At 67.3% G+C, this 23,660-nt stretch carries 15 protein-coding genes and 1 riboswitch; of the genes, 3 read left to right on the top strand and 12 right to left on the bottom strand.

The window, feature by feature from the left end; all coding sequences use genetic code 11:
• Positions 1 to 16 precede the first annotated feature (16 nt).
• From ABIA71_RS07975 to ABIA71_RS07950, 6 genes are all read right to left on the bottom strand, one after another.
• Entirely contained in the window at positions 17 to 2,941 is a 2,925-nt protein-coding gene (locus ABIA71_RS07975) for a TonB-dependent receptor (protein WP_354284561.1), read from the bottom strand.
• A gap of 157 nt (positions 2,942 to 3,098) precedes the next feature.
• Entirely contained in the window at positions 3,099 to 4,061 is a 963-nt protein-coding gene (locus ABIA71_RS07970) for a FecR family protein (RefSeq protein WP_354284559.1), read from the bottom strand.
• A gap of 131 nt (positions 4,062 to 4,192) precedes the next feature.
• Positions 4,193 to 4,693 carry an RNA polymerase sigma factor gene (locus tag ABIA71_RS07965; protein WP_354284557.1) on the bottom strand — a complete coding sequence of 167 codons (501 nt, stop codon included), beginning with the start codon at positions 4,691 to 4,693 and terminating at the stop codon, positions 4,193 to 4,195.
• Positions 4,694 to 4,753: 60 nt separating this feature from the next.
• Positions 4,754 to 5,422, bottom strand: a complete 669-nt coding sequence (locus tag ABIA71_RS07960; RefSeq protein WP_354284555.1) for a Vgb family protein — start codon at positions 5,420 to 5,422, stop codon at positions 4,754 to 4,756.
• A gap of 46 nt (positions 5,423 to 5,468) precedes the next feature.
• On the bottom strand, positions 5,469 to 6,689 hold the full coding sequence (locus ABIA71_RS07955) for a helix-turn-helix domain-containing protein (RefSeq protein WP_354284553.1): 1,221 nt from the start codon (positions 6,687 to 6,689) through the stop codon (positions 5,469 to 5,471).
• A 51-nt stretch (positions 6,690 to 6,740) separates the two neighbouring features.
• Positions 6,741 to 7,658 (bottom strand): hypothetical protein, encoded by a 918-nt coding sequence (locus ABIA71_RS07950; protein WP_354284551.1) that lies wholly within the window; start codon positions 7,656 to 7,658, stop codon positions 6,741 to 6,743.
• A gap of 184 nt (positions 7,659 to 7,842) precedes the next feature.
• On the opposite strand from ABIA71_RS07950, the gene ppa reads away from it, so the two are divergent.
• Both ppa and ABIA71_RS07940 read left to right on the top strand, forming a co-directional pair.
• Positions 7,843 to 8,379, top strand: a complete 537-nt coding sequence (gene ppa, locus ABIA71_RS07945; protein WP_354284549.1) for an inorganic diphosphatase — start codon at positions 7,843 to 7,845, stop codon at positions 8,377 to 8,379.
• Positions 8,380 to 8,529: 150 nt separating this feature from the next.
• Positions 8,530 to 9,651, top strand: a complete 1,122-nt coding sequence (locus tag ABIA71_RS07940) for an HDOD domain-containing protein (RefSeq protein WP_354284547.1) — start codon at positions 8,530 to 8,532, stop codon at positions 9,649 to 9,651.
• Positions 9,652 to 10,227: 576 nt separating this feature from the next.
• On the opposite strand, the gene ABIA71_RS07935 is transcribed toward ABIA71_RS07940, so the two are convergent.
• The 5 genes from ABIA71_RS07935 to thiC all read right to left on the bottom strand — a co-directional run bounded on the left by ABIA71_RS07935 (position 10,228) and on the right by thiC (position 19,402).
• Entirely contained in the window at positions 10,228 to 13,098 is a 2,871-nt protein-coding gene (locus ABIA71_RS07935; RefSeq protein WP_354284545.1) for a TonB-dependent receptor, read from the bottom strand.
• A gap of 68 nt (positions 13,099 to 13,166) precedes the next feature.
• Positions 13,167 to 14,048 carry a helix-turn-helix transcriptional regulator gene (locus ABIA71_RS07930; protein ID WP_354284543.1) on the bottom strand — a complete coding sequence of 294 codons (882 nt, stop codon included), beginning with the start codon at positions 14,046 to 14,048 and terminating at the stop codon, positions 13,167 to 13,169.
• Between the two features lie 123 nt (positions 14,049 to 14,171).
• On the bottom strand, positions 14,172 to 16,493 hold the full coding sequence (locus ABIA71_RS07925) for a winged helix-turn-helix domain-containing protein (protein ID WP_354284541.1): 2,322 nt from the start codon (positions 16,491 to 16,493) through the stop codon (positions 14,172 to 14,174).
• A 250-nt stretch (positions 16,494 to 16,743) separates the two neighbouring features.
• Positions 16,744 to 17,421, bottom strand: coding sequence for an ion channel (locus tag ABIA71_RS07920; protein WP_038686408.1), 678 nt, complete (start codon positions 17,419 to 17,421; stop codon positions 16,744 to 16,746).
• A 103-nt stretch (positions 17,422 to 17,524) separates the two neighbouring features.
• Complete coding sequence (gene thiC / locus ABIA71_RS07915) at positions 17,525 to 19,402, bottom strand: phosphomethylpyrimidine synthase ThiC (RefSeq protein ID WP_354284539.1); 1,878 nt, start codon at positions 19,400 to 19,402, stop codon at positions 17,525 to 17,527.
• 112 nt (positions 19,403 to 19,514) lie between these two features.
• A riboswitch (TPP riboswitch) is annotated at positions 19,515 to 19,616 on the bottom strand.
• Positions 19,617 to 19,862: 246 nt separating this feature from the next.
• Between thiC and ABIA71_RS07910 the strand changes: the two genes are divergently transcribed.
• Positions 19,863 to 21,431, top strand: coding sequence for a BCCT family transporter (locus tag ABIA71_RS07910; protein WP_354284537.1), 1,569 nt, complete (start codon positions 19,863 to 19,865; stop codon positions 21,429 to 21,431).
• Positions 21,432 to 21,633: 202 nt separating this feature from the next.
• Here ABIA71_RS07910 and ggt read toward each other — a convergent pair whose 3' ends face one another.
• The gene (gene ggt / locus ABIA71_RS07905; protein ID WP_502961221.1) at positions 21,634 to 23,328 is read right to left on the bottom strand and encodes a gamma-glutamyltransferase; all 1,695 of its coding nucleotides are present in this window, start codon (positions 23,326 to 23,328) and stop codon (positions 21,634 to 21,636) included.
• Positions 23,329 to 23,660 lie beyond the last annotated feature (332 nt).

Raw genomic sequence — 23,660 nt, 5'->3', positions numbered from 1 at the left:
GTACATCACTTCACCCTCAGTAGCGCCAGGTCAGCGCCAGTCGCACGATCCGGCCCGGTGCCGGCATCACGCCGAGCGCCAGGGGATCCAGGTAATAGCGGTCGGTGAGGTTGTCGACGTTGAGGTCCACCGCGAACTGCTCGCTGGCCTGCCAGCTGGCGAACAGGTCTACCACGGTGGCCGGGCGGTACAGCTGCTGGATCGCCGACAGGCCGACGTTCCATTCCTTGTCCAGCTTGCTGATCGGACCGGCGTTATGGATCACCCGGGTGCCGACGCTGAGCCGCTCATCGAACAGGCGTGAGCCCAGGGTCAGGTTGACGGTGTAGCGCGGCGGATTCTGCGTGTTGCTGTAGGAGCCTTCAAAGCCGCCATCGACGCAGTCGGGGGTGTTGGCCAGTTCCTCGATCCTGCGCTGCACGCCGTAGGCACGGCGCTCGGCGGCGATGTCCGGCGCACAGGTCTTGGCCTCGAAGTAATAGTGCGCCGACAGGTCGGCGAACACCTTGCCGGCATCGTAGCTGGATTGGAATTCCATGCCCGACACCTTGAAGCGGTCGATGTTGCGGATGTAGCCGGCCGACAGCGTGCGGTAGTCGCGGGTGATCAGGTCATCGATGCGGGTGTTGAAGTACGCGAGCTTGAAGGCGGCCGTATCGCCGTCGGTGAACAGCCCCTGCCGGACCGTGCTGGCACCGATTTCCCAGGTACCGGCGCGCTCGGGCTTGAGCTCGCCACCGATCGGCTTGGCGGCGGTGAACAGGCCCAGCGTGCTTTCAAACAGGCTCGGCAGCTTCACGCCTTCGGCGTACTTCACGTAGACCATGCTGTCGTCGTTGAAGTGGTAGGTGACGCTGGCGGTGGGCATGAACGCATGATCGGTGCGGCGGATCGGCTGCGACCAGGTCCAGCTGGTCGGCACGATCAGATCCTCGACCTCACTCATGTCGTGGAAGTTCCAGCCGGTGATGTCGGCCACGGTGCCCTTCTTGTACGGCGAGGCCAGCAGCGACGCTTCGGTGAACTGGCCGTTCGCATCGGGGTACCAGTTGAGCATGGCGATGCGCTTGGCACGCCAGGCCGGCAGCGCCGGGTTGCCGTCCAGCAGCTGGGTGTAGCGGTACTGACCAATCACTTCCTCGCCGTCCGGCGTGGCCAGGCGGTTGCGGTCGTGCACGCTGACGCGGTTGAAGCGCCCGCCCAGCAGCACTTCCCAATGGTCGTCGGGCTGCCACTTCATCGAGGCCACCGCACTGTATTCCTTGCGGTCGGCGTTGCGCAGGAAACGGTTGTTGATCAGATCGTCGTGCTTGATCGGTGCATTCTTGCCGGGCCCGACGTCCTCGTCGCTGAAGGACAGGCCGTAGTCGAAGGTGAATACCCCGGCGGCATCGGTGACCAGGTGGGTCGTGTTGGACACGTCGAAGCCGAGCCGCTGCTGCTGCATGCTGTTGCGGTAGGCGTCCTTGTAACCCGGGTCGGTATTGAAGCTCGGGCCGTCATACCACTCGGTGCGGCGATCGAAGTACCACGGGGTGATGCCGGTCAGGCCGTTGTACATCAGGCTGTCGGCGTCGGTGTACCAGAGGTTGGCCTTGAGGTCGACGCGGTCGTTGCCCGGGTTGAAGCGATAGCGCAGGTTGTAGGCATCCATGTCCACGCTGCCCGGCTCCCACTGCGGCACGCGGTCACGGTCCACGCGGATGATCTGCGAGGCCATGATCTCGCCCTGGCGACCGCTGTAATGGCGGTAGCCCGCTTCCAGGGTCTGGGTGTCGTCGATGCGCCAGGTGCCCTTCAACAGCACCGAGTTGGACTTGGACGAGGTGTTGAACACTTCGGTGTTGGGCGGGTTCAACGGGGCCAGCGTGCGCCGGGTCTGCGGGAAGTCGTCGTAGCCGTGCTTGCCGCCGTAGTAGTTGCCGGTGTCACGCCAGGCGTAGGCGGCCACCAGGTCGAACGCATCCCAGTGCTTGCCACCGGCGATGTTGAAGAACTGCCCGCCCAGGCTGTTGCGGTTGCTGCGCGGGGCGGCGCCATAGGCCGGCACATCGCGCGCGCTGCCGTTGGACACGCCGCTGCGCACGCGCAGGCCGACGTCCTGGCCCTCGCGCAGCACGTCGCCGATCTTCAACGTCTCCATCTCGACCACGCCGCCGATGCCGCCGGACGCGTTGGCGCCGAGGCTGGGGCCCTTGGTCACGGTGAGGCTGGAGATCAGGTCCGGGTCCAGGTAGGTGCGCTGCGACTGGCCGGCGTAGCCCCGGTAGGTGTCCATGCTGGACTGGCCGCCGTCGATGATGACCGGGATGCGGCTCTGGCCCTGGATGCCGCGGATGTTGAGGTCCAGCGCGTTGGCGGTACGCGGGTCGCCGGCGGTGACGCCGACCACGCCCTTGACGATGTCGGCCGCGGAGGTGCCGCGGAAGCGTTCGATCGTGGCGCGCGGCACGTACACGCTGGAGCCGGCGGTGCGGTACACATCCAGTGCACGTGCGGCATCGCTGTCGCCGTCGCCGGACTGCTCACCGGCCACCCGCAGCGCGTCGGTGACGATCACGCCGTCCTCGCGGCTGGCGGTGGCGGCCGGTTCCAGGGTCACCGCATCGGACCCGACGCTGCGCATCACCAGACCACTGCCACGCAGCAGCTGCTGCAGTGCCCGCTGCGCGTCGAGTTCGCCGCTGACCGCGCTGGAGCGCACGCCCTCGGTGAGCGCGGCCGGCCAGGCCACCTGCACGCCGGACTGGCGCATGTAGGTACGCAGTGCGTCGGCCAGCGGCTGGGCGGGAATATCGAAGCGATGCACGGCGGCAGCGCCGGACGTGCTGGCCTGGGCCATCGCCGGGAATGCAGGCGCGGCCACCAGGCCGGCGGCCAACAAGGCGATGCAGAGACGGGACGGACGCGGCGAACGGCCCGGGGAGGAGGTGATGCGCATGATGGAACCTGTCGAGAAGGCGATATCGCAGAAGCGACGTCCCCGCATACGGTGTGCGGGCGCTGCGAAGTACGTGGCGGCGGCGGGTACGTTCGGGGGGTGAGACGACTGGGGCGGCGACAACCCCAAGACCAATTCGGTTTGGCAGCGCGCGCCGCTACTTGCGGGCGTCGACCTGCACGATCGCCACGCCCATCGGCAGGCGCGTGACGCGCAGCCCGGCACTACCGGCGAGTGCGTCCAATGCCTGCTCGGGCCGGTCGATGCGGAACGCCGCGTTGACCGCCGGCAGCTGCGTCAGGTCGCCGCGGACGAAGGTGGGGCCACGCCGATAGCGCCCGATGCGCTGGACCGCATCGGCAACACCCACTTCATCCAGCAGCAGTTCGCCCTGCCGCCATGCCGCGATCCGGTCGGGCGCCTCGTCGGCCAGCCGCTGCACGCGGCCACCGGGCGCGAATGCGGCGCGCTGCCCGGCCTGCAGCCAGGTCCAGCCGCCGCCGTCGCTGGCCGCCACCCGCACCTGGCCCTGTTCCACGTCGGCCTGCACGCCGGTGGCGTCGCTGGAGACCGCAAACGCGGTGGAAATGTCCTCGACCACCCCGCCCTGCGCGCGCACTTCAAACCGCTGCGGCTGGCCGGGCGCCACCTGGAACCAGGCACGACCGCGCAACAGCGCGATGCGGCGCACCTGGCCGTCGAACTGCACGGCGATGGCCGACTCGGCATCCAGCACGGCGCGGCTGCCGTCAGGCAGCGCAACCTCGGCGATGCCGTGACCGGTGCGGTGGTCCGATTGCAGCCGCAGCCACGCATCCGGTGCCACCCAGGCCAGCGCCAGCACCGCCGCAGCGGCCAGCGACCAGCGGCGGGCCCGCGCACGCCGGCGCGCGGGAACGACGGTGGACTGCGGTCGTGGCCCCAGACTGCGCCAGAGCTGGCGTTCGCGTTCGAACACGCGCCGGTGGCCCGGCGCGGCCAGCCACCGCTCGAAGGCCTGTATGCCGATGTCATCCACCGTGCCGGAGGCCAGCCACGCAATCCACGCCTGCGCCTGCACGGCGACGGGATCGGACGATGTGGAGGGTGGCGGAAGCGGATCGATGTGCGGCGGGCTCATGGCTGGCGGGTTGGCGCGATCGGGCGATGACACCCGCAAGGGACGGAAGCGGGGGCACGCGACACCGCCCCAGTATGATCAAGACGAATGGCGGGTGCGGTTCCCCAAGGCCATGACGCGCGCGGGCGCCATCAGCGCCCGTTGCGGGCCCAGGCCAGGCGCTGCAGGGCGGCGCGCACGTGGTTCTCCACGGTCGTCACCGACACCTTGAGGCGCTTGGCCACATCGGCCTGGGTCATTCCCTGCAGGCGGTTGAGCCGGAAGATGGTGCGGGTGGGCTCGGGCAGGTGCGCGGCGGCGGCGAGCACGCGCTGCAGTTCGTCCTGGGCCATCGCCTGTTCTTCGGTCGACAGCACTTCGTCCGGTCCCCACAGGTAGTGCTCTGCGAGCAGGCGCGCGCGGCGGGTGCGTTCACGCCCGTGGTCGGTGGCCAGGTTGGTGGCCAGCCGGTACAGATAGGCCCGCGGGTTGTCGATGGCCTGGCCGCTGTCCACCCCGCGCGCCTTGAACCAGATCGCCTGGATCACGTCCTCGGCGCCGCCATCGTTGCCCAGGATGCGCTGCACCAAGCGCAGCAGCGCCGGGCGTTCGCGGATCAGCATCTCGGTGAGGGCGGAGGCGTTGGGGGTCATGCGACAGACGCAGGGGCCGGGGCGGAAGGCGCGCCATGCTACCCCGCAAATGCGAATGAGTCACGTTTGTGCGGGCGCCGGACGCTTCACCGCGCACACCCGGCCATGGCCGGCGCCGCAGTAGAACAGTCCGGCGCCGTCGGACTCCAGGCCGCTGACACTGCGTCCATCCGGCATCTGCAAGCGATGCTGCACCGCGCCGCTGGCCGGGTCGATGCGGCGGATGTCGCTCTGCCCCGCCTCGTCGGTTCCGTGCCAGAGCTCGCCGTCCACCCAGGTCACGCCGGTCACGAAGCGGTCCGACTCGATCGTGCGCAGGATGCTGCCGGTGGCCGGGTCGACCTGGTGGATGCGGCGCTGCCGGTACTGCCCCACCCACAAACTGCCTTCGGCCCAGGCCATGCCGGAGTCGGTGCCGCCGCCCGGCGCGGGGATCGAAGCCAGCACCTGACCGCTGCGCGGGTCGATCCGGTCGATGCGCGTGCCGGCGATCTGGTACAGGTGGGTGCCATCGAAGGCGGTACCGGCGTCGCACGGCAGTGCCAGGGTGCGCACCTCCTCGCCGCTGTCCGGGTCGAACGCCACCAGCGCGGCGCCGGTGGCCGCCCATACGTGGTGCCCGTCGAAGCTGACGCCGTTGACGCAGTCCGAGCCGGCGAACGGGCCGTATTCGCGCACCAGTTCGGCGGCCTCTACGGGGGCAGCGGTACCCAAGGTGTCCGTGTTCATCGTTGCAGTCTCCTGGCCCGTGGAATGGCGGTGCCTGCCCGCAACACTAGCCAACCGGCAGCGCGGCAGGGAGTAACAAGATCGTCGTGAAACCGGCCAGCGGCACCGACCGCCAGCGCTGCGCACGGCCACGTCCGCGGGTGTGCACCTGGCCTGCGGCCTGCAGCTCGACCAGCGCACGTTGCACGCTGCGCTGGCTGGCGCCCACGGCCAGCGCCAGCGACGAGGTGGACCAGGCGGCACCGTCGGCCAGCAGCGCGACCAACGCCGCCTGCTCGCCATCGAACGGCGGCAGCAGCACGGCGACCGTCTGCGCGTGGTAGGGCTGGAGGCGGAATCCTTCCGGGGTGGCGTCAATCCGCGCCTGCGCCGCGACCAGCGCGCGCAACCGACCCAGCTCCACCCGCAACCGCACGCGCAGCGAGTCGTCGGGGTGGGCAATACCGAAGACCCGTTCAATCAGCACATCGCGGTTGACGCCACCCGGCCACGCCTCGGCCAGTGCGCACAGCAAGGCGAACAACACCGGACGCCGCGCCAGACACTGCCATTGCGTGCCGGTGCGGACGCCCCGCCGGCACGCGTCCACCACCAGCGCGCCGGACCCGAGCAGCGCGGGAACGTCGTCGATGCGCAGACTGCGCGCCTTGCCGGACTGGAGGCAGCGGGCGGCCGGCCGGTCCAGCGCGGCGCGCGCCTCATCCACCTCCCGCCGCAGCGCGGGGATACCCGCGTGTTCGGCCGCCGCCTGCGCGCGGGCCAGGGCGGCACGCGCCGGTGCGACATGCAGCGCCCGCAACGCCAACGCCGCAGCGGTCAACTCGGCCATCGCGGCCAACGACGGCGGCATCGACCGGCCGGCGAGCTGGGCCAGGCCATGTTCGGCATCACGCAGGCGGCCCAGCAGCAGCCCGCGCCGGGCCAGGATCAGCCAGGCCTGCAGCGCATTGGCACCGTCGCCCCACGCATCCAGCAGCGCCGCCACCTCCTGCAGGGGCTGCGATGGCCCCGCCAGCTCGCGCATCGCCAGCGCCACCTCGGCCTCGGCGACCGTGCAGCGCGCCCGCGCCATCGTCTCGTGCGGCCCGAACGCGCGACCGGCCCGCCGCAGCAGGTGCCGCGCGGTATCCAGCTGGCCAAGCTGGGCCATGGCAATGCCCCGCAGCGCCAGCGCCGGCGGGTCCTCGCGCAGCGCAACGCAGTCAAGCGCGGCCAGCACATCACCGGAGGCAAGGGCGCGAGCGGCAGCCGTGATGAGGGCATCCATCCGCACAGGCTACCCGCCCGGCGTGGCACCTGCCGCGATCGCGCCCGCAGCTCAAAGGCAGGTGGTCAACCCGTCGTACACGGTGGTGGTGGTGCCCGGCAGCATGGTGTCGATGGCCTGAGGCCCCTGAAGCGTATCCAGCAGCCGCGACAAGGGGGTGTAAGACGCCAGCGGCAGCCGGCAGGCCCAGTCGCGGGCATCCACCGCGACCTGACCGGTATGGGCGTCCACATCCATATTGCTGCCGGCGAATGTCCACCGGCACTCCCCCACCCGGCCGCTGGCCGCGTGCACCGAACAGCGCAGGCGCATGGCCTGCAGGTTGTAGTACTCGCCCTCGCAGAAGGTGTCGCCGCAGACGTCATCGAAACCGCGTACCAGCGCCTGTTCCAGCGCACGGAAACGCGCGCCACCCTGCCCCTGGCCGGGATAATCCCGCGCGTCCACGTAACGGGGCGCCGACGCCGCGCGCTCCGGCTGCCGGGTCTGCTGGAGGCAGCCGCCCACCGCCTCGCCGATGGACATCGCCGCACCGGGCAGCACGACATCGAGCGCGTCGGCGCGTTCCAGCGACGCATGGAAGGCCTCCACCCCCACCCCTGTGCCCAGCGGCAAGGGACAGTCCCAGCGTCGGTTGTCCACCAGCACCACGCCCGTGTCCGGCGCCACCTGCAGTTCGCTGGCAATGAACAGCCAATTGCAGGCGTGCACCTGTCCGCTGGTTGCGTTGACCGAGCAGCGCAGCTGCAGTGCGCGCAGGTTGCTGTAGTCGCCTTCGCAGAGGGTATCGGCACAGACCGCGTCAAAGCGGTTCGCCAGATGGGCTTCCAGGGAATAGAAGCGGTCCCAGTTGGCCTCCTTGCGCGGGAAATCCACCAGATCGACAAACGATTGGGCAAGCAGCGGGGCGCTGGGCAGCCAGGCCAGCAGGGCGAACAGGCGCAGCAACGGCCGGAAACGTGGGTACATGGCCAGACTCCAACGGAAGGAGAACCAGCGTGGTCTGGCCCCGAGCACGGGCCCATCCGGCAAGGCCGCGCCGGGCTGTGGGAAAACCCATCGCGGGGCGGTCATCCGGCCCCCGCTGCACGCGGCCCGGCAAAGGCATAAAATGGGGGGCTATCTGCCTTCATCCCCCTCTCGGAGTACACCCATGGGTCTGGAACTCGTCTCGCCCGGCAAGAACCCGCCGGAAGAAATCAACGTCATCATCGAGATCCCGAAGGATTCCGAGCCGGTGAAGTACGAAGTGGACAAGGAAACCGGCGCGATCTTCGTCGACCGCATCCTGTCCACCCCGATGCGCTACCCGTGCAACTACGGCTACGTGCCGAGCACCCTGTGCGGCGACGGTGACCCGGCCGACGTGCTGGTGGTGCTGCCGCTGCCGCTGATCCCCGGTTCGGTGGTGCGTTGCCGTCCGGTCGGCGTGCTCAAGATGAGCGATGAGGCCGGCAGCGACGAGAAGATCCTGGCCGTGCCGATCTCCAAGGTGTTCAGCGGCTACGCCCACGTGGAAGACATCGAGCAGGTGTCCAGCCACTGGCTGGAGCGCATCGGCCACTTCTTCGAGCATTACAAGGACCTGGAAAAGGGCAAGTGGGTCAAGCTGGACGGCTGGGCCGGCGCTGCCGAAGCCAAGCAGATCCTGGTGGAAGCGCACCAGCGTTACCTCGCCAACAACGGCTGAGGCTGAACCGCATCGCTTCGGCGCTGGCCGCCGAAGCGATGGACATCACGTTTTTTGACTGCGGCACATCACTATTTGTGCCGGATTGGGTACATTGCGTCTTCACACCGTCCACGGTGCGTTTCACCGTGGTCAGCCAGGGGACTTGTCGTGCGCATTCTGCTTGTTGGGGACCAGGCCAGCCTGTCGGCTGAACTGATGGATTTCATTGCCGATCTTGGGGAAGAGTGGCAACCGCTGACGGCCTCCGATGGCCAGTCGGCCATGAGCATCGTCGCCGCCGGTCCGGTGGACGCGGTCATTGCCTGCCCTACCCTGCCCGATCTCACCGCCACCACGCTGCTGGGGCAGATCCGCACCCTGCGCCCGGAAACGATCCGGATCGCGCTGGTGGACGCTGACCACAATAACCGCCCGCCGCCGGCGCGCCTGATCGGGGTGGCCCACCGCTTCCTGCCGATGCCGCTGGCCCCGGAAGTGCTGCTGGAAGCGCTGACCAGCCTGGAAGAACTGCGCGAACTGCTCGACAGCGCGCATCTGCGCAGCGCGATCGGCCGCATCGAAAAGCTGCCGTCGCCGCCGCACCTGTACCTGAGCCTGACCCAGGCGCTGGAACACGACGACGAAACCAACACCGCCGATGTGTCCAAGCTGGTGTCGGCAGACCCGGCGATTGCGGCCAAGGTGCTGCAGTTGTCCAACTCGGCATTCTTCAACAGCGGCCGCACCATTTCCGACCTGCGCACTGCGGTAACGCGGCTGGGCCTGTCGACCCTGCGCGACCTGGTGCTGGCCAGCGAGGTGTTCTCTGCCTCGGCGCTGTCCGGTGCCGAGCGCAATTCGCTGCAGCAGCGTGCGTTGCTGGCCTCGCGGCTGGCGGCCAAGCTGCTGCCCGATTCCAGCGCCGAGCTGGGTGCAACCGCCGCCCTGCTGGCCGACATCGGGCTGCTGCTGCCGGGCGTGCGCAACGAGCGCGGCGCCCCGGCCGACGCGTCCGATGAACGCCCCGGCCATGCGGAGGCAGGCGCCTACCTGCTGGGCCTGTGGGGCCTGCCGATGCCGATCATCGAGGCGGTGGCGTTCCACCTGCAGCCGCAGAAGTCCAACACGCGCAGCTTCTGGGTGACCGGTGCGGTGCACGTGGCCCTGGCGCTGATCAACGGGGACCCGGTGGATGAAGAGTACCTGCAGCGTGCAGGCGTGCTGCACAAACTGCCGCAGTGGCGCGACCATGCCAATGGCCTGATGGGGCTGGTGGCTGCCGAGGCCTGAGACCCCGCCTCGCGGCACGACGCCGGGCAGACGTGCAACGGAAAAGCCGGCCAGTGGCCGGCTTTTTTTGTGGTTCTTCACCCATGTGCGGGGCAAGCAAAAACGTGCCTTGACGCTTTTCAGGCACAGCCGTCGGCGGGTCGGGCGCTGGGCCCCATGCCCTTTCCGGCGAATGTCCTCCGGCGTCGGCCTGCGGCCGCCCCCTCCCCCTTTACTTCGCCTCCAAGGGCATGGGGCCCAGCGCCCGACCCACCGCCCAGCGTCAAAAAAGCATGGCGTCCACCTGCGCACCGCAAGCCGAGCCCCGTAGCAGCCGGTAGGCTCCTGGGCAAAGTAAAGGAGGAGGCCGCCACGCGGCCGGGGGACATTTGCACCAGGGGCCTACCGGCTGCTGCGGGGCCCTCACGCTCGCGACGGCCCTTGCAACAAGACGCTTCCCTCAGAGGGGAGAAGAACCTTTTTGTGGCCGCAGCATCGAAACCGGTGAGGGTGGAACGCTCAGGCCCCCGCTCAACGCAAAGAGGGCGGACCTTGCGGTCCGCCCTCCTTTTTTTACTGCAACAGAGCTTCGATGGATCAGAAGCGCTGGGTGTACTTCATGTACAGGAAGCGACCGATATCGAAGCCGCCGTAGTAGGCGAAGCTCGAGTTCTGCTGCGAGTACATCAGCGGACCCTTGTGATCGAACACGTTGTTCGCGCCGACGGCAATGGTGGCATCCCACGGTGCCTTCCAGCTGACCTGCAGGTCATGGAAGGTGTTGGCGCCGGTCTTGCGCAGCGGAGCGGTTTCGCCGTAGGCGATACGGTCCGGATCGGTGCAGCCGATCTCGATGCACGGCTCGTTCAGGCCCGAGTAGTAGCGCGCGGTGTAGTTCACACCGAAGTCGCCCATCGCCCAGTTGACGCCCAGGTTGGAACGCACGCGGAACAGCGCGTCCTGACCAACCTTGCCGATCATGATGCTGTCGCCGGCGCTGTTCTGGTTGGCTTCGTCGTACTTGGACAGGTAGCTGGTCTGCCAGTCGATGCTGAACTGACCGATGGCCAGCTCCGGCAGGCGGTACTTGATGCCCAGGTCGTAACCTTCGGTTTCCATCTTGCCGAGGTTGGCGGTGCCGTAGGTGATGCCGCTGATGTGGCCATCAGCCGCACGGGTCACGCCGCTGCAACGGCCAGCATTGCCCAGCACGTAGCAGTCACGCAGGATACGGTCGACGCTGTCTTCGATGATCATGTCGCTGATCTCGTAGCGGTACCAATCCAGCGAGATGTCCAGACCCTGCACCCAGCGCGGGCTCCAGACCAGACCAACGGTCTTGCTCTTGGAGGTTTCCGGCGACAGGTTCGGGTTGGCACCGGAGACGAACTGGTCACCGGACTGGCACGGCGTGGTCGAGCACGGCACGTTGCCCTGGCCCAGCTGCACGTAGTTGGCCGGTGCACCACCGGCAAGGCAGGCGGCATTGCCGGCCACGCTGCCCGACACGCCCACGGCGCACGGATCGGTGTAACGCTCGAAGCTCGAGCTCAGGCCGCCGTACAGATCGGCGATGGTCGGAGCGCGGAAGCCCTCGGCGTAGGTGCCGCGGACCAGCAGCTCGTCCATCGGACGCCAGGTCAGACCGAACTTGCTGTTGGTGGTGCCGCCGAAGTTGCTGTAGTCCGAATAACGGCTGGCAACATTCAGGGTCAGTTCCTTGGCAAACGCCATGTCGGCCAGGATCGGCACGTTCAGTTCGAGGTAGACCTCGTTCAGATCGTACTCACCCTGGGTCGACTTCTGGCCCAGACCGGTGGACTGGCCCGACTGCGCGAAGGCGTCCGGCACGTACGAGCCTTCTTCCTTGCGGTGCTCCACGCCCACGGCGAAGCCGAGGTCGCCGGCCGGCAGGGTCACGATGGACCCGGACAGGTTGGCGGTGAAGCTGGTGGTCTTGGTGACGCCACGGGTGGTGAAGGTCGGGAACAGGTATTCCTGCAGCGCCGGATCGGCGAGCGAACCCTGGCCAGCCACGCCGTACGGCAGCAGCGGGTTCCACGGGATGCAGTCGGCCAGGCTCGGGTCGACAACGCCGGCAACGCCGCAGCGTGCCACGCCGCCTGCATCGATGTAGGACGGGCCCAGGGCCTTGCGCGAAGCGATCAGGCTCATGTCACCGCGCTGGGTCTTGATCGACTCATTGCGGTTCCACAGTGCACCGACGTCCCAGTCAAAGGTCTTGTCGGCCACTTCGAAGTAGCCGCTGACGGTCGGCGCGAAGCGCAGGGTCTTCAGCTGGCTGTCGGTGGTGCGCGGCACTTCCCACAGGCGACGACGGAACTCGATGTCCTTGCCACCCACACTGTTGACGCTGGTCGGGTTGAAGGCGCTGGAGGCCGACAGCGGGGTCTTGATGTTGGACGCGCTGGACTGGTACGGGTAGCCGGCGATCTGCTGGAACGTGTTGCGCTCGTTGTAGAGCACATCGGTGTTCAGGCTGATGCGGTCGGTGAAGTCGTAGGTGCCGTTGATGTACAGCGACTTGCGCTCCACACCGGTCAGCAGGCTCATCTGCTCGTTCGAATTGACGTACTCGTCTTCGGTCAGGACGTGGTAGTCATTCGGGTTGTTCGGGTTGCCGCCCGGGTTCAGCGTCTTCCACACCGCGGTCTTGGAGTCGGCGCAGTTGACCTGCAGCGGGTTGCACCAGCTACCGGTTTCGGTGATCGGGCTGCCGTCGCCAGCAACCGAGTTCGGACCACGGCCGCCATCACGGCTGTACCAGCGGTCCTTGGCCCACACCGGATCCTGCTTGGAGTATTCGGCCGCCAGGGTCAGGCTGCCGCGCTCGCCGGACGCGCCCAGCAGCATCGAGTACTGCTGTTCGTCGCCGTCGCCGTTGCCGTACTGGCCAACGCGGACGCTGGCTTCGCCACCGTCGAAGTTCTTGCGGGTGATCACGTTGACCACGCCGGCAATGGCGTCCGAACCGTAGATCGAGGACGCGCCGTCCTTCAGGATTTCAATGCGCTCCACGGCAGCCATCGGGATCTGGCTCAGATCCTGGTAACCGGCCGTGGTGGCGCCCAGGCGCTTGCCGTTCATCAGCACCAGGGTGCGCTGGGCGCCCAGGTTGCGGATGTCGACGTAGTAACCGCCCACGTTCTCGCCCGAGGACAGCGAATCCGAACGCGAGATGGCCGGGGAGCCGGCCGAGGTGAGGTTGTTCAGCACGTCAGCGACGTTCGAGAAACCCTGCTTCTCCAGGGCTTCACGCGTCATCGTCAGAATCGGCTGCTGGGTCTCCATGTTGGCGCCGCGGATGCGCGAGCCGGTGACCGAGATGCGATCCAGGTCAGTGGTGCCGGCTGCAGCTTCCTGCGCCGAGGCAAAGGTCGGCGACAGCGCGAGCGCAATGCCGGCGGGCAGAAGGCCCAGCCGCACTGCAGGAGTACGAAAATTCATTTATCTCTCCGAGGTACGTTAGTAGCGTGTTAAACCGCCTCGGAAAGTTACGATTGCGTTGCGGTTAATTATTTGCGGGAAGCAACCGATGGCTTTGCCGACTTTGGCGGGAGCACTCCACCACCCTCGCGGAAGCCTGACGCAGACTGCCCGTAACGTGCCCGAAACGCCCGTGCAAAGCTGCAGCAGTTGTCAAATCCACTCGCAGCGGCGACTTCGCCGATCATCATGTCGGTATCACGCAGCAGGTCGGCCGCGCGCTCCAGCCGAAGGCGTGCCGACAGCGACTGCGGGCTTTCTTCATACAGGCTCTGGAAGGTCTTGGACAAGTACCAGCTGGAGAAGTTGGTCAACTCGGCCAGTTCGCCGATGCGCACCACGCGGTGGCTGTTGCCTTCCAGGTACAGGCGCGCACGCTGCATGCGGCCGAACACCTGGCGCTTGCGCACGCGCGAACGGCCCGGGCAACGCTGCACGCCGGTGGCCAGCACGCGCTGCAGCGACGCCAGATGCAGCAGCACCGGGCGCAATGCCTGCGCAGGCTGGCCGCTGGCCAGTGCATCGCGCCACAGGCGCAGCGCCACGCGGACTTCGGCGCGGCTCATGCTGCCGCGGCCGGCATACAGGCTGCAGTCTTCCAGTTCGCCCAGCGCGCGCAATGCATCGGGGGTGAGGCTCAGGCCGATGCACAGACCATCGCGGCCGGCCTGGATCATCGGCTTGGATTCCTTCTCGAAGGCGATCCATTCGCGCTGACGCAGACGGAAGCGACCTTCCTTGGATTCCACCCACGCGCTGCCGCGCAGCTGCATCCACACAGTGAAGGTTGCGCCGGCGGTCTGCAGGCTGCCGAGCCGGGCCACGCCCAGGCAGGTGGGCAGCGGACCGTCGTCGACGATCTTGTCCAAGGAGAGCGATTGGCCGCGATCGGCCAAGGAAAGCTGACGCATGACTGCACACCGTGTTTGCCGTTGCGGGGCAAACGTTTTGCCAAATCAGGCGAGCCAGGTCAGGAAAGTCCTACGAGATTCATCCGAATTCGACACGAGGCCGATACGAAAGAAGTACGAAGACTATTTTCCCTTCAAAAACAGCGCGTTGGACACCGCCGAGAAGACCGCCACCGGAGCCTCGGGCAGCGGCATCACGCCGATGTCGGCCCCGTCGGCCACCGCCAGCGCCACGTACAGCGCGCTGCCATCGGGTTGCGCACTGAAGCCGTTGCCGGCGCTCAGCCGATCCATGTCCAGGCAGTGTTCGGTGCGGGTGGCGCCGGCGTTGATGCGCGAGAACAGCGTGGCGCAGGCGGCGTTGTTGGACAGATAGTCCACGCTGCCATCGCGTGCCACCGTCCAGGTCCGGTAGCGCCAGCGCGACGGCCGGTCTTCGCTGACCTGCTGGATGCTGCCGGCGCTGAGCTGCGCATCCACCGACCACAACCCGCCCGCCGACAACCGGGTGAACAGTACCCGCTGCGCGCTGCGGTCGAAGCGTGCCTGCGATACCCCTTCGATACTGGCCAGCAGCCGCCACGGCGACTGCCGACGATCGAACAGGGACAGCCGCAGCCGTTCACGCGCGTCACGGTCCACGATCAGCACGTGGTCGCTGTCGCCGCCGTACAGCGCCTGCAGCGGTTGGGCAACGGGCACCGGCAACGCCACCACCTGCTCATCGCGCGGTGACACTTCATAGATGACCGGGTTGGCCTGCGCATCGCGCCCGGACACCAGCAGGTGCGTGCTGTCCGGCGACCAGTCCGCGGCCTGCCGCGTTTCCGGGCGCAGGCCTTCCACCGGACGCAGCGAGTCGGGCCGGGTCAGGTCGGCCCACCACAGACCGTAGTTGCCGGACCGGTCGGAGGTGAACACCAGTTGCCGGCCGTCCGGGGCGAGCATCGGCTGGCCATCCCGGCCATTGGACGGGAACAGGCGTTGCGGTTGGCCCGGCTGGCCGTCTTTGAGCGGCACCCGGAACAACCCGAACTGCGCCTTGCGGTGCACGAAGGCCAGCATCTCGTTGTGGCGCGACACCGCCGGTGACTGCGCATCGTCGATGCCGACGTCGCGCAGCGTGCGGTTCTGCGTATCCAGTTCATACAGGCGCGATTCGCTGTCCACGCGACGGCCGAACACGATGTGGCGGCTGTCACCGCGCCAGGCCCAGCCGCGGATCTCGGCCGAATCGGCGGTGAGCTGTTCGGGCACCCCGCCGCTGGCCGGGAGCCGCCACAGATCGCCGATCTGCGGGTTGCGCACGAACACGATCCAGCGCCCGTCGGGCGAGTAGCGCGGCGCGTAATCAAAGCTGTCCTCGGCCACCTCGTAGGCCAGCGGCGTCCAACGCCCACTGGCGATATCCAGCACGCGGATGCCGCGGTGGGCATGCGCGCCGGCCAGGGAGCCGAACACCAGGCCGCGTCCGTCCGGGGTCCAGTCAAAGCTGAGCAGTTCGGTGCCGTCACAACGGGTGACGTGGCGTACCGCACCGCCCGTGGCGCTGGCGATCAGCACCTCGCAGCTGCCGCCCGGCCCGAACCGCGCGAACGCGATGTCGCGCCCGTTGGGCGACCAGTTGGGGAAGCGGTCGGAATGACCGTCCGGGGTTTCGGCCAGCAGCCGCGCCGGCGCATTGCCGGAGGTCTGCACCTTCACCGAGCTGCCTGTGCGGGCGCTGCTGTCGGCCTCGTAGGCAACCTGCGAACCGTCGGGGGACAGCGTGGGATAGGTCTCGAACCCGGCCGTGGCGGTGATCAGGCGGTACGGCCGCTGTGGGCTGCCGATCACCCGGCTGCCGTCCTCCAGCACGCCGCTGGAACCGGGCTCGGCCGACGGGCGCTGCAGCAGCAAGGCGGCCATCACCAGCAGCGCCACCAGCATGGCCAGCCCCACGGCCAACAGCACGTAACGGCGGTTGCGCCGCCAGCGGCTGCGCACCGACGCCGGTGCCGGGCCTGTTGTAGTGGGCGTTGGCGCAGGTGCTGCTGCGTTGGCCGCGGGCGCCACGCCCGGGTCGGCGGGGGCCGGTGCAACGGGATCGTCGGCCAGCATGCGGACCGGCACCAGCAGGCGGTAACCGGTCTTGGCGATGGTTTCGATGTACGCGGTGCCGTCGCCCTCGTCGCTGGCAAACGCCTTGCGCAGCTGGGTGACCGCCTGGGTGAGGACATCATTGGTGGGCAGCGTGTCGGGCCACACCTCGGCGAACAGTTCATCGCGGGTGACGACCGCACCGGGCGAACGCAGCAACGCCTTCAGTACGCCCAGGGCCTTGGGGGTGAGCCGACGCACGCGACGCGCACCGGGCACCGTGACCTCGCGCGAGGACAACGTGACGGTGCAGCTGCCGATACGCACGACATCGGCCGAAGGAGGCTCACTAATGTTGCTGATCATTCCAGTGGTACGAAGGACTGCAGAACAACAGGAACGCAGCATTCATCGCAACCGACACCGATCGAACGAACCGCCAGATTCCGCACATGCCATCAGCGCAAACCGTAAAACAACTGAAGCGCGCGAATACTAGCCTATGCCGGTTAACCGCGCCTGTGCGTGCGGCCAACATCAGGCTCTCTCTCGCCGACGAATTCACATAAATCGCTTCAGTATTCGCGCCTTCGGGCGCGAATTTTTTATCTGCGATTCAGCTTTGTACACGCTTGATCATGGTCAATCCGACCAGTCGCGAGACCACCAAAGCCACGTACATCACGCCTGCGAACTGCTCCAGCATGACCAGTGCGCGTGCTTGCGGATGCACCGGCACCACATCGCTCAACCCCACCCCGGACAGCAAGCTGAAGCTGAGATAAAGAAGCTCCATCCAGGTGCGCAATTCGCTCTCGCTGGTGGCCAGGAAACTGCCCGGGTACCACTGCTGGCAGACCGAGAAGGCAAAGGCGAATGCCCAGGCCAACAGGGTGAACGTTGCCCCGGCCGCGAACAGTTCGTCGCGGGTGACCTTGTGGTCCTGGAGCATGTAGGCGGTCAGGCTGCCGGCGGTATAGAAGTACAGCAGGCATTCCAGCAACTGGGCCGTGGTGGTGAGGGTGGGCCTGTCGAGCAGTGCCCCGGCGATGGAGAAGACCACCGCCGGGATGGCCAGCAGCAGCGCCAGCCACATGCCCAACGGGCTGCGCCGCACCACCCACAGGGCCAGGCCGAGCACGGCAATGCCGAACGCCCCGAACACCGCGCGGCTGGCGCCGGCTTCGTCCATCGCCGGGTACAGCAGCACGCCCAGCAACTGCACGGCCAGCAACCACGCCGACGGATGCCGCCGTGCGATGGCCAGCCACTTGGTGGTACGTGCGATTGCCATGCCAGCTCCCTTCCCTGCCCCGTTTCGTCGCCGAGCTTAGCGCGCTTGCCGCCCGTGCCGCATGAGCATGCCGGGGCGACGGCGCGCCACCCCGGCACCGGCCTCATTCCTGCCGGTAGACCTGCGCGCCGAGGTCGTGGAACTGCGCCGACTTGCCGGCCATGCCCTCCTCGATCGCGTCCTGTTCGGACAGGCCGTGTTCGGCGGCATAGTCGCGCACGTCCTGGGTGATCTTCATCGAGCAGAAGTGCGGGCCGCACATGGAACAGAAGTGGGCCAGCTTGTGCGCGTCCTTGGGCAGGGTTTCATCGTGGAATTCCTTGGCCTTCTCCGGATCCAGGCCGAGGTGGAACTGGTCTTCCCAGCGGAACTCGAAGCGCGCCTTGCTCAGTGCGTTGTCGCGCACCTGCGCGCCGGGATGGCCCTTGGCCAGGTCCGCGGCATGCGCGGCGATGCGGTAGGCCATGATGCCGTCGCGCACGTCCTGGCGGTTGGGCAGGCCCAGGTGTTCCTTCGGCGTGACATAGCAGAGCATGGCGGTGCCGTACCAGCCGATCATGGCGGCGCCGATCGCGCTGGTGATGTGGTCATAGCCCGGCGCGATGTCGGTGGTGAGCGGCCCCAGCGTGTAGAACGGCGCCTCGCCGCACTCGCGCAGCTGCTTGTCCATGTTCTCCTTGATCAGCTGCATGGGCACGTGGCCCGGGCCTTCGATCATGGTCTGCACGTCGTGCTTCCAGGCGATTCTGGTCAACTCGCCGAGGGTTTCCAGTTCACCGAACTGGGCGGCATCGTTGGCATCGGCGATACAGCCCGGGCGCAGGCCGTCGCCCAGCGAGAAGGTCACGTCGTAGGCCTTCATGATCTCGCAGATGTCTTCAAAGTGCGTGTAAAGGAAGTTCTCCTTGTGGTGGGCCAGGCACCACTTGGCCATGATCGAGCCGCCGCGCGAGACGATCCCGGTCACCCGCCTGGCGGTAAGCGGCACGTAGCGCAGCAGCACGCCGGCGTGGATGGTGAAGTAGTCCACGCCCTGCTCGGCCTGTTCGATCAGGGTGTCGCGGAAGATCTCCCAGGTGAGCTCCTCGGCGCGGCCATCCACCTTCTCCAGCGCCTGGTAGATCGGCACGGTACCGATCGCCACCGGCGAGTTGCGCACGATCCATTCCCGCGTTTCGTGGATGTGCTTGCCGGTGGACAGGTCCATCACCGTGTCACCGCCCCAGCGGATCGCCCACACCAGCTTTTCCACTTCCTCGGCGATACCCGAGGACACGGCGCTGTTGCCGATGTTGGCGTTGATCTTGGTCAGGAAGTTGCGGCCGATGATCATCGGCTCGCTTTCCGGATGGTTGATGTTGTTGGGCAGCACCGCGCGGCCACGGGCGATTTCGTCACGCACGAATTCGGGCGTGATGCACGTTGGGATGGACGCGCCGAAGGACTCCCCGGGATGCTGCCTGAGCAGCGCGGCATCGCGGATGGCCTCGATGCGCTGGTTCTCGCGGATGGCGACGAATTCCATTTCCGGGGTGATGATGCCGCGCCGTGCGTAGTGCATCTGGGTGACGTTGGCACCGGCCACGGCACGGCGCGGCTGCAGGCGCGACGGGAAGCGCACCGCGTCCAGGCGCGCGTCGGTTTCGCGCGCCCGCCCGAAGCTGGAGCTCAGGCCATGCAGCAGTTCGGTGTCGCCGCGTTCGGCCACCCAGCCGGCGCGCAACGCCGGTAAACCGCAGGAGAGGTCGATGCGCGCATTCGGATCGGTATACGGGCCAGAGGTGTCATACACGGTGACCGGTGCATTCTCTTCCCCGCCAAACAGCGTGGGCGTGCGGGTCAGCACGATCTCGCGCATGGGCACCTGCAGGTCGCTGCGTGAGCCGGGCACATGGATCTTGCGCGAGCCGGGGATCGGTCGGGTGACCGATTCGGACAATTGCTGGGCCTGCTGCTGCAGGGAGGAAAGCGCTGCGTTCATGACTTCGTCCTGGATCGGGTTCCGCCCGGGAATGGGCGGAACGGACGAAGCGGCGGCGCACGACGGACGCAGCACGGGCGGTCTTCGGGCGGGGCAGCCCTACGGCGCAGTGCGTCTGCATTGCGAAGCATCCCTACGCCGGTATCAACCGGATCAGGTTCGAAGGGACTGTCTCAACCGTGGCCACTGGGCCGCGGTACCCCCGCTTCGGGGCGAATTAGACCACAACCCCGACCCAATTGCCGCGCCCGGCGCGGGGTCGCGTATACCGCAGTGGGAACGTGAAAAAGGCGCTGATCTGCCATCCGCTAGAATGCTGCGGCGCGGAATGGCCGTCTGGCTGGTCCGCCCTGGAGTTCCGCAACCGGCATCGACCGGCTTGAATCGCCCCAGCCGCCGCCTCGGCAGCGCTGGAGACGGCAGGCATTCGCTCGCCCCCTTTGTACGGAGAAACTCCTCCATGGTGTTTCGCATATCCATCGCACTGATCGTCGCATTGGTGCTGATCGCCGGCCTCGCGCCCGGCCCCTTCAACGACGTGATCCAGAGTGGCCTGGGCCACATCATCCGCAGCACCGGCTGGCTGTACCTGCTGGTGGTGTTCATCACGCTGTCGTTCCTGATGTACCTGGCCTTCGGACGGCTGGGCGCGCTGCGGATCGGCGGCGAAGATGCCGAGCCGGATTTTTCCAACGCCAGCTGGATGTCGATGCTGTTTGCCGCCGGCATGGGTATCGGCCTGGTGTTCTGGGGCGCGGCCGAGCCAATCTCGCATTTCGTCAAGCCACCGGAAGGGCTGGCACCGCAGAGCATGGAAGCCGCCCGTGCCTCGATGCGCTACGCGTTCTTCCACTGGGGCCTGCATCCGTGGGCGATCTATGCGCTGATCGGGCTGGCGATGGCGTGGTTCCAGTTCAACCGCAATGGCCGCGGGCTGATCAGTGATCTGCTGCAGCCGATCATCGGCGCGCACCACCGCGGCTGGATGGGGACGGTGGTGAACGTGGCGGCGGTGGTGGCCACCGCGATCGGCGTGGCCACCACGCTGGGCTTCGGTACGATCCAGATCGCGGCGGGCCTGCATCGCGTGTTCGGCATCCGTGATTCGATTCCGGTGCAGCTGACCATCATCGCGGTGGCGTTCGTGCTGTACATGGCGTCGACCACCAGTGGGGTGAACCGCGGCATCAAGTGGCTGTCCAACTTCAACCTGGGGCTGGCGGCGGTATTGCTGGCGCTGGTGATGGTGCTGGGCCCCACCGGTTTCATCTTCGATACGTTCACCACCACCATCGGGTCCTACCTCAATTCACTGGTGACGATGAGCCTGCGCATGTCGCCGTTCTCGGGCAGTACGTGGGTGGCCGACTGGACGATCTTCTACTGGGCGTGGTGGATCGCGTGGGCGCCGTTCGTGGGTTCGTTCATTGCGCGGGTATCGCGCGGGCGCAGCATCCGCGAGTTCGTGCTGGGCGTGGTGATCGCACCGAGCGTGCTGGGCTTCCTGTGGTTCTCGGTGTTCGGCGGCACGGCGCTGTGGTCGCAGATCTTCGGCCACGTGGACCTGGCGCAGGCGCTGGGCAACGGCTATGAGACGGTGCTGTTCACGATGTTCGACAGCCTGCCGATGCCGATGGTGTTGTCGGTGATCGCGCTGGTGCTGTTGATGATCTTCTTCGTGACCTCGGCCGATTCGGCGGTGCTGGTACTGGCCACGATGTCGACCGAGGAGGCGGGCGACCCGCCGCTGGCACGCCGTATGGTGTGGGGCGTGGCGATCGCGCTGATTGCCGGCGTGTTGCTGCTGGCCGGCGGACTGACCGCGCTGCAGGGCATGATCACGATTGCGGCCTTGCCGTTCGCGCTGTTGATGCTGCTGGTGATGTGGTCGCTGTACCGGGTGCTGGACATGGAGTACGCGTTGCAGCGCCGGCGTGCGCAGCGGGCACGGCGGATGATGGACGAGTGGATCGAGCGGGAGATTGCCGCGCAGGAAGAGACGCGGGATGAGGCGGCGAGGGCGCCGTAGGGCGTACACCGTTGCGCTGTCGGTGGCAGGGTCGCGCCGGGTGGGTTGGCGGGACACGCTGCAAGTACGTCCCTGTAAGCTCCGTCGCCGCATCCATGCGGCTCAGGGTCCCGCCAACCCACCCACCGCGCCCCTCTGACAGTGGGTCGGTGAGTTGAGGAGAGCAGCCGACCAACGGTCGGCTCTACCCCGCCGCGTTGGTTTAGTAGCCTGCGGCCTGGCCGTCTTTGCGGCTCTCCGAGGCGCCGTAGTACACGCCGGTGTCGGGGTCGCGCAGGATTGCCTGGTAGCCGCCGTAGGGACCGTCGGCGAAGGTGACGCGGTGGCCTTTGCGCATCAGTGCGCGCACCGTCTCGTACGGGAAGCCGGTTTCCAGGTTGACTTCGCCGCCGTCGCTCATCGCCGTGGCCTGCCCGGTTGGTTCGGTGGAACCTTCGTGCTGGATGCGCGGCGCATCGCCGGCTTCCTGCAGGTTCATGCCGAAGTCGACCATGTTCATCACGATCTGCGCGTGGCCCTGCGGCTGCATCGCCCCGCCCATCACCCCGAAGCTCATCCAGGGCTTGCCGTCCTTGGTCACGAAGCCGGGAATGATGGTCTGGAACGGGCGCTTGCCCGGCGCGTAGCCGTTCGGGTGGTCTTTCTGCAGGACGAACATCTCACCGCGATCCTGCAGGATGAAGCCCAGCCCCGGGGGGGCCATGCCACTGCCCATGCCGCGGTAATTGGACTGGATCAGCGAGACCATCATCCCGTCCGCGTCGGCCACGGTCATGTAGATCGTGTCGCCTTCCTGCAGCTGCTTGGGCGTGCCCGGCTGCACTTCGCGCAGGGCCTTGTCCATCGAGATCAACGCGCGCCGCTGTGCCGCGTAATCTTTCGAGATCAGCCGGTCCACCGGCGCCGGGTGGAATGCCGGATCGGTGTAGAAGCGCGCGCGGTCGGCGAAGGCCAGCTTCTTGGCTTCCACGAACAGGTGCACGTGCTCGGGCGAGCCGAAGGGGATCTTCAAGAAGTCGTAGCCCTCCAGCACGTTCAGGATCTGCAGCGCCGCGATGCCCTGGCTGTTGGGCGGCAGTTCCCACACGTCGTAGCCGCGGTAGTTGCTGCTCACCGGCTCCACCCACTCACCGTGGTGGCTGGCCATGTCCTCGTAGCTCAGGTAGCCGCCATTGGCCTTGAAGTAGCTGCCGATGGTGCGGGCGATGTCGCCCTTGTAGAAGGCATCGCGGCCGCCGCGGCCGATCTGCTCCAGGGTGTTGGCCAGGTTCGGGTTCTTCCACATCTCGCCCTTGCGCGGCGCATGCCCGTTGACGGTGAACTGTTCCTTGAAGCCCGGGTACTGCGACAACCTGGGCACCGAGCGGTCCCAGTAGTAGGCGATCACCTCGGCCACCGGATGGCCCTCGCGGGCGTAGCGGATGGCCGGGGCCAGGTTGTCGGCCATCGGCTTGCGGCCGAAGCGCTCGTGCAGCGCGAACCAGGAGTCCACCGCGCCCGGCACCGAGACCGGCAGCGGGCCGGTGGCCGGGATCTCCTTCAGCCCGCGCCGCTGGAACTCGGCCAGGGTCAGCGACTTGGGCGAGCGGCCCGAGCCGTTGTAGCCATAAAGCTTCTGGGTCTTCGGGTCCCACACGATGGCAAACAGGTCGCCACCAACGCCGTTGCCGGTCGGCTCCATCAGGCCCAGCGCGGCGTTGGCCGCGATCGCCGCGTCCACGGCCGAGCCGCCGCCCTTCATCACATCCAGCGCGATCTGGGTCGCCAGCGGCTGCGAGGTCGCGGCCATCGCGTGCGGGGCGATCACCTCCGAGCGGGTGGCGAAAGGATGGCCGGTGACGCGGTCGGCGGCACTGGCGACGATGGGGAGGGCACACAGCACGGCGGCGGCAAGCAGGCCGCGGGCAAGACGTCGGGACACGGGGTGATTCCTGGTGGGTGGTAGCCCCACCGATAGTGGCGGCAGAGCGGCTGCGATGGCATCCCACAATGGTCATGCCACCGGCCGCATCGGCACCAGAATCCGCGCAGAACGTGCCTGCAAAATAGTGAATTCGGGTTCACCGCAACGCTTTCAACCGCAACCATCCTTGCGTGGCGGGGCTTTGCGCTGGATGCAGGCGAAACTGTTGGAAATATGCCTGTCAGGGTTGACAGCCTTAAAACCGCTGTGGTTTTCTCGATCTCATGTTGCAGCGCACAGCCATCCGCGAATCCATCGAACACGCC

Origin of the sequence: Stenotrophomonas sp. 2619 (genome assembly GCF_040548725.1) — a bacterium.
GTDB lineage: Bacteria > Pseudomonadota > Gammaproteobacteria > Xanthomonadales > Xanthomonadaceae > Stenotrophomonas > Stenotrophomonas maltophilia_AP.
The sequence above is the reverse complement of the archived record's forward strand: the minus strand, read 5'-3'. Positions and strand labels throughout refer to the sequence as shown.

Bases quoted from the DNA above. Each gene is read 5' to 3' on its own strand.
- ABIA71_RS07975 (WP_354284561.1), bottom strand. From the start codon at position 2,941: ATGCGCATCACCTCCTCCCCGGGCCGTTCGCCGCGTCCGTCCCGTCTC.
- ABIA71_RS07970 (WP_354284559.1), bottom strand. From the start codon at position 4,061: ATGAGCCCGCCGCACATCGATCCGCTTCCGCCACCCTCCACATCGTCC.
- ABIA71_RS07965 (WP_354284557.1), bottom strand. From the start codon at position 4,693: ATGACCCCCAACGCCTCCGCCCTCACCGAGATGCTGATCCGCGAACGC.
- ABIA71_RS07960 (WP_354284555.1), bottom strand. From the start codon at position 5,422: ATGAACACGGACACCTTGGGTACCGCTGCCCCCGTAGAGGCCGCCGAA.
- ABIA71_RS07955 (WP_354284553.1), bottom strand. From the start codon at position 6,689: ATGGATGCCCTCATCACGGCTGCCGCTCGCGCCCTTGCCTCCGGTGAT.
- ABIA71_RS07950 (WP_354284551.1), bottom strand. From the start codon at position 7,658: ATGTACCCACGTTTCCGGCCGTTGCTGCGCCTGTTCGCCCTGCTGGCC.
- ppa (WP_354284549.1), top strand. From the start codon at position 7,843: ATGGGTCTGGAACTCGTCTCGCCCGGCAAGAACCCGCCGGAAGAAATC.
- ABIA71_RS07935 (WP_354284545.1), bottom strand. From the start codon at position 13,098: ATGAATTTTCGTACTCCTGCAGTGCGGCTGGGCCTTCTGCCCGCCGGC.
- ABIA71_RS07930 (WP_354284543.1), bottom strand. From the start codon at position 14,048: ATGCGTCAGCTTTCCTTGGCCGATCGCGGCCAATCGCTCTCCTTGGAC.
- ABIA71_RS07925 (WP_354284541.1), bottom strand. From the start codon at position 16,493: ATGATCAGCAACATTAGTGAGCCTCCTTCGGCCGATGTCGTGCGTATC.
- ABIA71_RS07920 (WP_038686408.1), bottom strand. From the start codon at position 17,421: ATGGCAATCGCACGTACCACCAAGTGGCTGGCCATCGCACGGCGGCAT.
- thiC (WP_354284539.1), bottom strand. From the start codon at position 19,402: ATGAACGCAGCGCTTTCCTCCCTGCAGCAGCAGGCCCAGCAATTGTCC.
- ABIA71_RS07910 (WP_354284537.1), top strand. From the start codon at position 19,863: ATGGTGTTTCGCATATCCATCGCACTGATCGTCGCATTGGTGCTGATC.